This is a genomic window from Cellulomonas sp. PhB150 (genome assembly GCF_003755175.1).
Classification (GTDB): domain Bacteria; phylum Actinomycetota; class Actinomycetes; order Actinomycetales; family Cellulomonadaceae; genus Cellulomonas.
In genome coordinates this window covers 566564-579762 of sequence record NZ_RKHX01000002.1, presented here as the reverse complement: position 1 = coordinate 579762, position 13199 = coordinate 566564, and the positions used below count along the sequence as shown (strand labels likewise).

Sequence of the window (13199 nt, the reverse complement as noted above, 5' to 3'; positions counted from 1 at the left end):
GCGTCAGCTCTGGTTGAAGAAACCGGCACGCGTCGGCGGCTCGGCGGCGGGCGCCTCGCCCGACACCTCGACGTGCGACGGCGAGAGCAGGAACACCTTGGCGGTGACCCGCTCGATCGCGCCGTGCAGGCCGAAGATGAGGCCGGCCGAGAAGTCGACGAGCCGCTTGGCGTCCGCGTCGTCCATGTCGGTGAGGTTCATGATCACGGGCGTGCCCTCGCGGAACGCCTCGCCAATCTTGCGCGCGTCGTTGTACGAGCGCGGGTGGATCGTCGTGATGCGGCGCAGCTCGCCCGCCTGCGACACGGCGCCGTGCGCCTCGTGCTGGGGCGTGGTGGCGACGCGCGTCGGACGCAGCGGCGTGACCTGGGCCTCGTACTCCTGGTGCTCCACAGCAGCCTCTCCCTCGTCGTACTCGTCGAGGTACTCCTCGTGCTCGCCGCGGTCGTCGGCCAGTCCGAGGTACAGCATCGTCTTGCGCAGTGCTCCGGCCATGGCCCTCGCCCCTCCCCCGGAAAGCTCCGGCGTGTCTACAGGTGGTGCTGCGTCCGGACCCCGGATCAGGGCGGGTCCGTCTCGTTGGTCACGCTAGCAACGCGGGACACGCCGTCCGGCGCGCGACACGCCCGCACAGCAGGTCGGTCCGTGTGCTGTCAATGGGTGGGCCGGATCACGCCGGCGAACCGTCCGGTGCGCCCGTCGCGCCGGTAGGAGTAGTAGTCGCGATCGGTCCAGGTGTCCGCCGACGACGTCACCACCGACCCGACGCCCTGGGCGCGCAGCACCCCGACGACGCCGGCCGGCAGGTCCAGCGCGGGCGTCCCCCAGGACGTGAGCGTCGCCGTGCCGGGAACGGCCGCCTCGACCTCGTCGCGCATCGCGGCCGGCACCTCGTACGACGAGCCCGCGATGCTCGGCCCCAGCGCGGCGACGACCCGGTCGCGGCGAGCGCCCGCCCCGACCATCGCGTCGAGGGCGGCCTGCAGGACGCCCGCGACCAGTCCGGGCCGCCCGGCGTGCACCGCGGCGACCACCCCCGCCTGGTCGTCGGCCAGCAGCACCGGCACGCAGTCCGCCACCACGACGGCCACCGCGACCGACGGGTCGCACGAGACGAGCGCGTCGGCCTCGCCGACGGGTCCGGCCGGCACGGCGTCGAGCACCACGACGCCGCGCCCGTGCACCTGGGTGGAGAACACGACGTCGGCGCCGACCCACGAGGCGAGCAGCGCGCGGTTGCGCGCCACGGCCTCGGGGTCGTCGCCGACGTGGTCACCCAGGTTCAGCCCGGCGTAGGGCGCCAGGCTCGTGCCGCCCCGCCGCGAGGTGAACCCGGCGCGGACACCCGCGCCGAGCCGCACCTCGTCGGGGGCGATCACTTGAGGAAGTCGGGCACGTCCAGCTCGTCGCGCTCACGGCGGGGCGCGTCCTCCGAGAAGATCCGCGGGACCTCGAGCGCGCCGGTGATCGGCACGGGCTCGGCCTCGGTGGACAGGAACGCCGGGACGGCAGGCTGCGCGACCGGGACGGACGCGGGGATCGGCGCGGTGAGCTCGTCGCCGCGCTCGCCCTGGCGGGGAGCCGGCACCTGGGGCGCCGGGCGCGCCGCGGGGGCTGCGGAGCCGGAGACCTGGCCGAGCGCGCGAGAGTCGCGCCGCACCGACGGCGAGCCGCCGTCGAACCCGGCGGCGATGACCGTGACGCGGACCTCGTCGCCCAGCGCGTCGTCGATGACCGCGCCGAAGATGATGTTCGCCTCCGGGTGCGCGGCCTCCTGCACGAGCCGGGCCGCCTCGTTGATCTCGAACAGGCCGAGGTCGGAGCCGCCCTGGATCGAGAGCAGCACGCCGTGCGCGCCGTCGATGCTGGCCTCGAGCAGCGGCGAGGAGATCGCCATCTCGGCCGCCTGGACGGCCCGGTCCTCCCCGCGGGCGAAGCCGATGCCCATGAGTGCCGAGCCCGCGCCCTGCATGACCGACTTCACGTCGGCGAAGTCGAGGTTGATCAGACCCGGCGTGGTGATCAGGTCCGTGATGCCCTGGACACCCGAGAGCAGCACCTGGTCGGCCGAGTGGAACGCCGACAGGACCGAGACCGAGCGGTCGGAGATCTGCAGCAGACGGTCGTTCGGGATGACGATCAGCGTGTCGACCTCGGCGCGCAGGGCGTCGATGCCCGCGTCGGCCTGGACGGAGCGGCGACGACCCTCGAACGTGAACGGGCGCGTCACGACGCCGATGGTCAGGGCGCCGAGCGAGCGCGCGATCCGGGCCACGACGGGCGCGCCACCGGTCCCGGTGCCGCCGCCCTCGCCCGCGGTGACGAAGACCATGTCGGCGCCGCGCAGGACGTCCTCGATCTCCTCCGAGTGGTCCTCGGCGGCCTTCTTGCCGACCTCGGGGTCCGCGCCGGCGCCGAGGCCACGCGTGAGCTCGCGGCCCACGTCGAGCTTGACGTCAGCGTCGGACATGAGCAGGGCCTGGGCGTCGGTGTTGACGGCGATGAACTCGACACCCTTGAGCCCGACCTCGATCATGCGGTTCACGGCGTTGACGCCGCCGCCGCCGATGCCGACGACCTTGATGACCGCCAGGTAGTTCTGCGGAGCTGCCACGGTGGGTGCCTCTCGTTCTCGCTTGCCGGCCGCGGTCGAGCCGCGGGTCCCCGGAGCCGACACGCCGGCTCCGGCATTCAACCTTCACCCTCAGGTTGAGGGTTATAGTTATGTCAGGTGTGCTGTCAGTGCGTGACGCTAGGTGGCTCGTCGCCCTACTTCAACGACCGCGCCGCGCGTGTCGGCGACTGCTGCGATCCGTCGTGCCGCGCGCCTCAGCGCGTGACCGGGAGCTGGGGCGCGGAGACGTCGACGACCTTCACGTCCTTACCCTCCTTCGAGCCCAGGATCGTGCTCAGCACCGAGATCTTCAGCGGCGTCCGGGCCGCACTCCCCCAGTCGACCCGCACGCCGTCCCGCAGCGTCATGGTGACCGTGTCCTGCGTGCGGGCCGCGACCGAGCGCACGTCGCCGAGCAGGTCGGCGGGCAGCTGCTCGAGCACCGAGAGGACCGCGGCCAGCGTCCGCTTCTCCCCCACCGGCACGTCGACGACGGGCAGGCCCTTGGGCGCGCTGTCCACGCGGCCGACCTGCACCCCGTCCATGTCGAGCAGCGCGAACCCGCCCTCGTCGGGGACGGCCGCGACGGGCTCGCGCGCGACGATCGTCACGGAGATGCCGTGCGGCCAGTCGCGCATGACGCGCGCCTCGCGCACGCCCGGGACGTCGAGGATCTCGTCGCGCATCGTCACGGTGTCCAGCCGCGGCAGCGGCACGTCGGCGCGCGCGTGGACCACGTCGGTGACCTTGTCCACGGCCACGACCGAGCCGGCGCCGGTCACCGTGACCTGGTCGGGGTCGAGCGCGAGCACGGGCGAGAAGAACAGCAGCCAGGCCAGGGCCAGCACCGCGACGACCCCGCCGGCGATGCCGAGGATCTGGCGACGCGCGATCGTGCGCCGAGCACGCGCGCGCTCGGCGAACCGGGCGATCGACGTGGTCGACACGACCGGCGCGGGTGCGGGCGTCGCCGAGAGGCGCCGGCCGGACGCGGAGTACGTCGAGACGTTGCGGTGCGTGCCGGTGGCCGTGCTCGGGGTCGGCCCGGCGGCGGGTGACGCCGTGGGCTGCGTGGGCTGCGTGGGCACGGCGCCGGTGCGCGCCGGGCGGACGGGGACGGTCGGCTGGGTCGGCTGGGTCGGCTGGGTCGACGACGGGCGCCGCGGCGAGGCGGCCGGCGTCGGCGTGGACGGGCGGGGGGCGGTCGGGCGCGACGGGCTCATGCGCCGTCCCCCGCCCGGGCCTCGAGCGCCGCGAGGATCACCGGGCCGAGGGCCGTCACGTCGCCCGCGCCGATGGTCAGCACCAGGTCGCCGGGCAGCGCCGCGGCCGCGGCCGCCAGTGCCGCCTCGCGCTTGTCCGGCACGAACGTCGCTTTGCCCGCGGTCGGCACGCGGTCGACGACGAGCGCACCGGTGACCTCGGGGTCGGGGTCCTCACGGGCCGCGTAGACGTCGGTCACGACGACGACGTCCGCGAGGTCGAACGCGGCGCCGAACTCCGTCGCGAAGGTCCGCGTGCGGGAGTACAGGTGCGGCTGGAACAGCGCGACGACGCGGCCGTCGCCCACCACGGACCGGGCGGCGCGCAGGAGCGCCGCGACCTCGGTGGGGTGGTGCGCGTAGTCGTCGACCACGCGCACGCCGTCGACCGTGCCGCGGTGCTCGAACCGTCGACCGGTGCTCCGGAAGGCGCCGAGGCCGGCAGCGGCCGCACCCGGGTCCACGCCGAGCCGGACGCACGCGGCCCAGGCGCCGGCGGCGTTGAGCAGGTTGTGCGCTCCGGGGACGGCGAGCTCGACGTCCACCTCGGCACCCAGCCCGACCACGTGGGCGGACCAGCCGCCGGGTGCGTCCGTGAGCACGACGTCGGCGTCGGCGGACCGCCCATAGGTCACGACCGTGGCACCGCGGCGCTCGAGATCCGGTCGCGCCGCCGCCACGAGCCGCGCCGCGCCCTCGTCGTCCGCGCACGCGACGAGGGTCCCGCCGGGCCGGACCCGGGCCGCGAAGTCGACGAACGCCTGCTCGAAGGCCTCGCGCGAGCCGTAGTGGTCCAGGTGGTCGGGCTCGACGTTGGTGACGAGCGCGACGAGCGGCTCGTAGGCGAGGAACGACCCGTCGGACTCGTCGGCCTCCGCGACGAACGCGGCGCCGGAGCCGTCCCGCGCACCGCCCAGCGGCCCGTCGTCGGACAGGACCGTGCCGCCGATCGCGAAGGAGGGGTCGGCGCCGGCGGCGAGCAGCGCGACCGCGACCATCGCGCTCGTCGTCGTCTTGCCGTGCGCGCCGGCCACGGCGACGGCGTCGCGGTCGGCCATCAGCGCGGCGAGGGCCTGGGAACGGTGCAGCACGGGGATGCCGCGCTCCCTTGCACGGGCGAGCTCGGGGTTCGACGCACGGATCGCCGACGAGACGACGAGGGTGTCGACGTCGTCGACCAGCGACGCGTCGTGCCCCACGTGGACCTCGACGCCCGCCGCGCGCAGGGCCGGCAGCGCGGGGCCGTCCGCCCCGTCCGACCCGCTGACCCGCAGCCCGCGGGCCACGAGCAGCGTGGCGATCGCGGACATGCCGGCGCCGCCCACGCCCACGAGGTGCACGTGGCCGAGCTCGGCGACCGTCCTCATCGTCGGACCTGCGCCTCGACGAGTGCCGCGACCCGGCCGGCGGCGTCGGGCACGCCCACGCTCGCCGCGGCGGCTCCCATCCGTGCGCGGGTCTCGGGAGCCTCGTCCCCGACCAGGAGAACGGGCAGGTGCGTGCGGATCCACGCGGCGTCGAGCTCGGCGTCGTCGACCAGCACACCGCCACCCGCCGCCACGACGTCGGCGGCGTTGAGCCGCTGCTCGCCGTTGCCGACGGGCAGGGGGACGTAGACGGCCGGGATGCCGAGGGCCGCGAGCTCGCAGACGGTGCCGGCACCGGACCGGGCCAGGACGACGTCGGCGGCGGCGAGCGCCAGGTGCATGTCGGTCAGGTACTCGCGCACCAGGTAGCGCTCGGCGCCCGGGACGCCGGCCAGGGCCGCGGTCACGGGCTCGGCCTTGCCCAGGCCCGTCAGGTGCAGCACCTGGACGCCTGCGGCGAGCAGGTCGGCAGCGGCGCCAGCCGCGGCGGCGTTGACGCTCGCGGCCCCGCTCGAGCCGCCGGTCACGAGCAGCGTGGGCAGAGCCGGGTCGAGGCCGAGCGCTGCGGCGCCCGCGCGGCGCGAGGCGGCGGCGTCCGTCGCGCGCTGCGCGACGAGCTCGGCGATCGTCGCCCGCAGCGGCAGGCCCGTGACCTGCGCGCCACGCAGCGTCGTCCCCGCGAAGGTCACGGCGACGGCGGCGGCCCAGCGCGAGCCGAGCCGGTTGGCCAGGCCGGGCCGGGCGTTCTGCTCGTGGATGACCACGGGGATGCGGCGCTTGCGTGCCGCGAGGTAGGCGGGCGTCGAGACGTACCCGCCGAAGCCCACGACGACCTGCGCGCCCGAGTCGTCGATCGCCGTGCCGGCGGCCGCGACGGCAGCGCGCAGGCGGCCGGGCAGCCGCAGCAGGTCGGTCGAGGGGCGGCGCGGCAGCGGGACCCGCGGCACGTGCGCGAGCGGCAGACCGTGCTCGGGCACCAGGCGCGCCTCGAGCCCCTCGGCCGTGCCGAGCACGGTCAGCACCGCATCGGGGTGTCGTCGCCGCAGCTCGTCGGCCACCGCGAGGAGCGGGTTCACGTGGCCGGCGGTGCCACCACCGGCGAGCAGGACGGACAGCGGCTCAGCCACGGGCCTGCCCGATCACGGCGAGCGAGCGCCGCACCACGCTGGGCCGGGCCGAGAGGGCCTCTGCCGCACCGGGCTCCGAGCGGGAGAAGGAGATGACGACGCCGAGCGCGGCCATGGTCATGATGAGGGCCGAACCTCCGGCGGAGACGAGGGGTAGAGGGACGCCGATGACGGGCGCGAGCCCGATGACGACCGCGATGTTGAGCAGCGCCTGCCCGATGATCCAGCACAGGATCGCGCCGGTCGTGATCTGCACGAACGGGTCGGGGTGGCGGCGGATGACGCGGATCATCGCGAACGCGAGCAGGCCGAAGAGCCCGAGCACGATGATCGTGCCGACCAGGCCGAGCTCCTCGCCGAGGATCGCGAAGATGAAGTCGTTGTGCGCCGCGGGCAGGTAGTTCCACTTCTCGCGGCTCTGCCCGAGGCCGAGGCCGCCGATGCCGCCGCTCGCCAGACCCCAGCCACCGTGCAGCGTCTGGTAGCACGGGCCCGAGCTGCTGCAGGTGTCGCTGTTCAGCCAGCTGCTGATGCGGTCGGTGCGGTTCTTGCTCGTTGCGGCGAGCACGACGGCGGCCCCGACACCAGCGATGCCCGCGACCGCGAACATGCGCATCGGCACGCCCGCGACGAACAGCGCACCGGCGACCAGCACGATCATCACCATCGCGGTCCCGAGGTCGTGACCCGCCAGGACCAGCAGGATGGCGCCCGCGGCGACCACCACGGCGGGCACGAACACGTGCTGCCACTGGTGCAGCAGCGCCTGCTTGCGCGTGAGGACCACGCCGAGCCACACGGCGAGCGCGAGCTTGAGCGCCTCCGACGGCTGCGCCGAGAACCCACCGACGACGATCCAGCCCTTGTTGCCGCCGACGGCCCGGCCCAGCGGGCTGAACACGAGCAGCTGGAAGAACATCGCGGCGATCAGCGCGGGCCAGGCGGCCGCCTTGTAGGCACGCACCGGCAGCCGGGACAGGACGAACAGCACCGGCAGGCCCATGAGGGCGTACTTGGCCTGGTCGAAGAACACCGCGTACGGCGAGTTCCCGTCGGCGAGGGACTCCACGCTCGAGCTCGACAGCACCATGACGAGACCGATGACGAGCAGCAGCGCCGAGGCACCGACGAGCACGTAGTAGCTCGTGACCGCGCTGTTCCACTGGCCGAGCAGCGAGCGACGGCGGGGCGGCTCGGCCTCGGCCGTGGGACGGGGTGCGGTCGTCGTCATGCGAGCGCCCGCACCGCGGCAGTGAACTCGCTCCCCCGCGCTGCGTACGACGCGAACTGGTCCATCGAGGCGGAGGCGGGCGCGAGCAGGACCGTGGCACCGGGCGCCTGGGCAGCGAGGCGCGCGGCCTCGTGCACGGCGCGGGTCATCACCGTGCCAGTCTCACCGGGCTCCACCTCGACGACCGGGACATCCGGCGCGTGTCGGGCGAGCGCGTCGCGCAGCGGCTCGCGGTCCACGCCGATCAGCACGACCGCGCGCAGCCGGTCGGCGCGCGAGGCGACGAGCTCGTCGAACCGCGCCCCCTTGGCGAGCCCGCCGGCGATCCAGACGACCGAGCCGGGGTCGAACGCGCCGAGCGACGCAGCCGCGGCGTGCGCGTTGGTGGCCTTGGAGTCGTCGACCCACGCGACGCCGTCGCGCACGGCGACGGTCTCGATGCGGTGGGCGGTCGGCCCGAACGAGCGAAGCCCGTCGCGCACCGCGGACGGCTCGACGCCGTGCGCCAGCGCGAGGGAGGCAGCGGCCAGCGCGTCGGCGACGACGTGCCGCGGCACGGTCCCGTCCGGCCCGGCGAGCTGCGCGAGGTCGGCGAGCGTGCCCAGCTCGGCGGCGTGCGTGTGCCGCAGGCGCGCGAACCCGCGGTCGACGAGCACGTCCTCGACCATCCCCACCTGGCCGACGAGCGGCGTGCCGGTCGTGAACCCGACCGCGACCGCGCCGTCCACGACCTCGGCCTGCTCGACGAGGGCCGTCGTGCGGGGATCGGCCAGGTTGTAGATGCACGCGACCTGCGCGCGCTCGTAGATGCGGCCCTTGTCGGCCGCGTACTGCTCGAGGTCGCCGTGCCAGTCGAGGTGGTCGGCCGCGACGTTGAGCACCGCGGAGGCCTGCGCGGACATCGAGTGCGTGAAGTGCAGCTGGAAGCTCGACAGCTCGACGGCCAGCACGTCGTAGGACGGGTCGGTCGCCGCGAGCACGACCGGGGTGCCGACGTTGCCGACGGCCGCCGACCTCCGCCCGGCGGCCTGCAGGATCGCGTCGAGCATGCCGACGGTCGTCGTCTTGCCGTTCGTCCCGGTCACGGCGAGCCACGGCGCGGGGCCGTCGACGCCGTCGGCGCGCGGCGCACGCAGCCGCCAGGCGAGCTCGACCTCCGACCACACGGGCAGCCCGCGCCCGAGGGCGGCGGCGACCAACGGGTGGTGGGGCGGCAGCCCCGGGGACGCGACGACGAGGTCGGCCCGGTCGAGGCCCGTCCCGGCGAGGTACTCGGCCGACGAGATGACGTCACCCGACGCGTCGTCGACGGGCACGACGCGCGCACCGACCGACGCGAGCACGTCGGCCGCGGCCCGCCCGGAGACCCCGAGACCGGCGACGACGACGCGGGCGCCGTCCAGGTCCTGCCCCGCCACCTAGCCGGACACCCACTCGGCGTAGAAGATCCCGATCCCGAGCGCGACGAACAGCCCGGCGATGATCCAGAACCGGATGACGATCGTGACCTCGCCCCAGCCCTGGAGCTCGAAGTGGTGGTGCAGCGGCGCCATCTTGAACACGCGCCGGCCGGTCATCTTGAAGAAGCCGATCTGGATGACGTCCGAGAGCACCTCGAGGACGAACAGGCCACCGATGATCGCAGCGAGGATCTCGACGCGGGACAGGATCGACAGGCCGGCGAGCGCCCCGCCGAGGGCGAGCGAGCCGGTGTCGCCCATGAAGATCTTCGCCGGGCTGGCGTTCCACCACAGGAAGCCGAAGCACGCGCCGGTGATCGCGGCGGCCACCACGGCGAGGGCCAGCGGGTCGCGCGTCTCGTAGCAGCTGGGCCCGGCGGTCGCGAGGAACTGGCACGACTGGTTGAACTGCCAGACGCCGACGACGACGAACGAGCCGAAAACGATGAGTGACGTGCCCGTGGCGAGCCCGTCGAGCCCGTCCGTGAGGTTGACCGCGTTCGACCAGGCGGTGATGAGGAAGTTGGCCCAGATGACGAACAGGATCAGCCCGACGGTGGCTCCCGCGAACGCGAGGTCGATGTTGGTGTCGCGGATGAACGAGATGCGCGTGGACGCGGGCGTGCGGAACTGGCTGTTCGGGAACTGCAGCGCCGCCACCGCGAAGATCACGCCGACCAGGCCCTGCCCGACGAACTTCCACCGGGCCTGCAGGCCGAGGCTGCGCTGCCGGGAGATCTTGATGTAGTCGTCGAGGAACCCGACCAGCCCGAGGCCGGTCATGAGGAACAGGACGAGCACCTCGGACGCGCTGGGGGCCGTCCCGGTGACGATCAGCGCGCCGACCCAGCCGATGAGCGTCGCGGCGATGATGACGACGCCGCCCATGGTGGGCGTGCCGCGCTTGGTGAAGTGGGCCGTCGGGCCGTCCTGGCGGATGAACTGCCCGTACTGCTTGCGCACGAGCAGGCGGATGAACAGGGGCGTGACCAGCAGCGCGACGAGCATCGCCAGGCCGCCGGAGATCAGGACCGCCTTCACGCGGCGCCACCCCCCTCGACCAGCAGGTCGCCGAGCTGCCACAGCCCCGCGCCGTAGGACGACTTGACGAGGACGACGTCGCCCGGGCGCAGCTCGTGCTCGAGCAGCAGGCGGGCGTTCTCCAGGTCGTCGACCAGGACGACCTCGTCGCCCCAGCTGCCCTCGCGGTTGGCGCCGTCGCGGATGCCGCGCGCGCCCTCGCCGACGACGACCGTCAGGCCGATGTTCAGCCGGACGACGAGCGTGCCGAGCGCGTCGTGCGCCTCGCGGGAGCCCGGCCCGAGCTCGAGCATCTCGCCGAGCACGGCGATCGAGCGGCGGTCCCGGCCCGCCAGCACGGCGAGGGCCTTGAGCGCGGCGCGCATCGAGTCCGGGTTGGCGTTGTAGGAGTCGTCGACGACGGTGACGCCGTCGGCGCGGTCCACGACGTGCATGCGGTGCGGGCTCAGGGCGTCCGCAGCCGTGAGGCCCGCGGCGACCTCGTCGAGCGTGAGCCCGACGGCCAGCGCCGCGGCCGCCGCAGCCAACGCGTTGTGCACGTGGTGCTCGCCGACGAGCCGGAGCTCGACGCGCGCTTCCTCGTCGGCGGTCACGAGCGTGAAGCGGGCGCGGCCCGCGCGGTCCATCTCCACGTCGACGGCGCGGACGTCGGACGCGGGCGCGGCGCCGAAGAGCACGATCTCGCCGGGCGCGAGGGACGCCATCGCCGAGACCCGCGGGTCGTCGGCGTTGAGGACCGCGATCCCATCGCTGACCAGGCCCTGGACGATCTCGGCCTTGGCGGTCGCGACCGCGTCGATGCCGCCGAACCCACCGAGGTGCGCCTGCCCGACGACGAGCACGACGGCCACGTCCGGGGGTGCGATCCGCGTGAGGTAGGTCAGGTGCCCCGGGCCGCTCGCACCCATCTCGAGCACGAGGAACCGGGTGGACTCATCGGCCCGCAGCACCGTCAGGGGCAGGCCGATCTCGTTGTTGAAGGACCGCACGGGGGCGATCGTCGGCCCGGCCGCGCCGCACAGCTGCGCGAGCAGGTCCTTGGTGGTCGTCTTGCCGACCGACCCGGTCACGCCGATCACGCGCAGCCCCGACCCGCCGGGAGCCTGACCCGCCTCGCGGAGGCGCTCGAGCACGTCGCGCGCGAGGTCGCCCAGCGCGCGCTCGACGTCCTCGACGACGACGGACGGCAGCTCGGTGCCGTCCGCGGCGTGCACCGGGCGCGCGGCGAGGATCAGCGCGGCGCCCGCGGCTGCGGCGGTCGCGGCGTAGTCGTGCCCGTCGACGTGCTCGCCGGGCAGCGCGACGAAGAGCCCGCCGGTTTCGACGTCGCGCGAGTCGGTCACCACCGCTCCGCTGACCACGAGCGGTCCGGGACCGGTCGCGCGCACCTCGCCGCCGGTCGCGGCCGCGATCTCGGCCGCCGTCAGCGCGATCACGCGCGCCCCTCCGCGACGGACGTCGGTCCCGTGCGCTCGGCGAGCGCGGAGAGCTCGGCGCGCGCGGACCGCAGCACGTCCCTGTCGTTGTACCGGTGGAACACCCCGGCGATCTCCTGTGTCGGCTCGTGCCCCTTGCCCGTGATGATCACGGTGTCCGGCTCGTGAGCCAGCGCGAGGGCGTCGTGGATGGCCTGCGTGCGGCTCGTGGCCTCGTGCACGTCGGTCAGGTCCGGGCGGACGGCGCGGACGCCGTCAAGGATGGCGGACCGGATGGCCGCGGGCTCCTCGGAACGCGGGTTCTCGTCGGTGACGACGATCACGTCCGCGAGCCGCGCGGCGATCTCGCCCATGAGCGGTCGCTTGCCCTGGTCGCGGTCGCCGTCCGACCCGAACACGATCACGAGCCGGCCGGGCGTGATGGGCCGCACGGCCTCGAGCGCGAGCACGAGCGCGTCCGGGGTGTGGGCGTAGTCGACGAGCGCGAGCGGCAGGCCCTCCCCACGCTCGATGACCCGCTCCATGCGGCCGGGGATGGCCCCGGCGTGGCCGACCGCCTCGGCCGCCACGTCGAGCGGGACGCCGGCGCGGTGCGCGACGACGATCGCGAGCGCGGCGTTCGAGACGTTGACCAGGCCCGGCAGCGGGCTGTGCGCCTCGAGCAGGGTTCCGTCGGGCGTGCGCAGCGTGAACGACGAGCCCACGCCGTCGAGCCCGATGTCGGCCGCGACCACGGCCCAGTCGGCGTCCGCGCCCTCGGGGGCGCCCACGTGCGTGGCGATCGACTCGACGGGGATCTGCGCCTCGCGCACGAGCCGGCGCCCCCACTCGTCGTCCACCACGACGACGCCGCGACGCCCCTGGCCCGGCGCGAACAGCCGCGCCTTGTCCCGGAAGTAGCCCTCCATGTCGCCGTGGAAGTCGAGGTGGTCGCGCTGCAGGTTGGTGAACGCGACCACGTCGAGCTCGAGCCCGGCCACGCGGCCGAGGGCGAGCGCGTGCGACGAGACCTCCATGGCCACGGCGCCGGCGCCGCGCTCGAGCGCGAGCGCGAGGATCGCCTGCAGGACGGGGGCCTCGACGGTCGTGCGCGGGCTCTCGATGCCCTCGTCGCCGATCCGCAGCTCGACCGTGCCCATGACGGCGGTGGTCGGGTGCACGGCGCGCAGGGCGGCGTCGACGAAGTAGGTGGTCGTCGTCTTGCCGTTGGTGCCGGTGATGCCGACGGTGGTGAGGTGGTCGGCCGGGCGCTCGTGCACCACGGCGGCCAGGGGGCCGGCCAGCGCGCGCGGGTCGTCCGACAGCAGCACGGGGACCGGGAGCGCGGCCAGCGTCGCGGCGCCCGCGGCGTCGGTGACCACCGCGACCGCGCCGGCCTCGACGGCCTGTGCCGCGTAGGTGGCGCCGTGCACGCGCAGGCCGGGGGCGGCGACGAAGACGTCGCCGGGCTCCACGTCGTTGCTGGCGACCGTGACACCGGTGACCCGGATGCCGTCGAGGTCGGCAGTCGAGTCGTTGACCAGGGAGAACGTGTCCGCGAGAGCGGCGAGGCCGTGCTCCGCGGGATGCGCGGGACGCATCCGGGCGGGTGAGGTCATGGGGAGAATCTACCGCGAGCCGGGTGCTGTGCCGGGCATCTGCCAGGGCACCTCGTGGCTCCC

The 13199-nt window shown here is 74.5% G+C and carries 11 protein-coding genes; all 11 read right to left on the bottom strand.

Annotation, left to right across the window (positions count from 1 at the left end):
• Nucleotides 1–3 precede the first annotated feature (3 nt).
• Nucleotides 4–495 carry a cell division protein SepF gene (locus EDF34_RS10065; protein WP_123371198.1) on the bottom strand — a complete coding sequence of 164 codons (492 nt, stop codon included), beginning with the start codon at nt 493–495 and terminating at the stop codon, nt 4–6.
• A 158-nt stretch (nt 496–653) separates the two neighbouring features.
• Entirely contained in the window at nt 654–1379 is a 726-nt protein-coding gene (pgeF, locus tag EDF34_RS10060) for a peptidoglycan editing factor PgeF (RefSeq protein ID WP_233575304.1), read from the bottom strand.
• Nucleotides 1376–2614, bottom strand: a complete 1239-nt coding sequence (gene ftsZ / locus EDF34_RS10055; RefSeq protein ID WP_123371197.1) for a cell division protein FtsZ — start codon at nt 2612–2614, stop codon at nt 1376–1378. The genes pgeF and ftsZ overlap by 4 nt, the downstream gene beginning before the upstream one ends.
• A 215-nt stretch (nt 2615–2829) precedes the next feature.
• Entirely contained in the window at nt 2830–3837 is a 1008-nt protein-coding gene (locus EDF34_RS10050; protein WP_123371196.1) for a cell division protein FtsQ/DivIB, read from the bottom strand.
• A complete protein-coding gene (gene murC / locus EDF34_RS10045) occupies nt 3834–5243 on the bottom strand; it encodes a UDP-N-acetylmuramate--L-alanine ligase (RefSeq protein WP_123371195.1) in 1410 nt (469 codons plus the stop codon). The genes EDF34_RS10050 and murC overlap by 4 nt, the downstream gene beginning before the upstream one ends.
• Nucleotides 5240–6370 (bottom strand): undecaprenyldiphospho-muramoylpentapeptide beta-N-acetylglucosaminyltransferase, encoded by a 1131-nt coding sequence (gene murG, locus EDF34_RS10040; protein WP_123371194.1) that lies wholly within the window; start codon nt 6368–6370, stop codon nt 5240–5242. Before murG ends, murC begins: the two co-directional genes overlap by 4 nt.
• Nucleotides 6363–7601, bottom strand: coding sequence for a putative lipid II flippase FtsW (gene ftsW / locus EDF34_RS10035; protein WP_123371193.1), 1239 nt, complete (start codon nt 7599–7601; stop codon nt 6363–6365). The genes murG and ftsW overlap by 8 nt, the downstream gene beginning before the upstream one ends.
• A complete protein-coding gene (murD, locus tag EDF34_RS10030) occupies nt 7598–9019 on the bottom strand; it encodes a UDP-N-acetylmuramoyl-L-alanine--D-glutamate ligase (RefSeq protein WP_123371192.1) in 1422 nt (473 codons plus the stop codon). Before murD ends, ftsW begins: the two co-directional genes overlap by 4 nt.
• Nucleotides 9020–10102 (bottom strand): phospho-N-acetylmuramoyl-pentapeptide-transferase, encoded by a 1083-nt coding sequence (gene mraY / locus EDF34_RS10025; protein WP_123371191.1) that lies wholly within the window; start codon nt 10100–10102, stop codon nt 9020–9022.
• Nucleotides 10099–11538, bottom strand: coding sequence for a UDP-N-acetylmuramoyl-tripeptide--D-alanyl-D-alanine ligase (murF, locus tag EDF34_RS10020; RefSeq protein ID WP_123371190.1), 1440 nt, complete (start codon nt 11536–11538; stop codon nt 10099–10101). Before murF ends, mraY begins: the two co-directional genes overlap by 4 nt.
• Complete coding sequence (locus tag EDF34_RS10015) at nt 11535–13136, bottom strand: UDP-N-acetylmuramoyl-L-alanyl-D-glutamate--2,6-diaminopimelate ligase (protein ID WP_123371189.1); 1602 nt, start codon at nt 13134–13136, stop codon at nt 11535–11537. Before EDF34_RS10015 ends, murF begins: the two co-directional genes overlap by 4 nt.
• Nucleotides 13137–13199 lie beyond the last annotated feature (63 nt).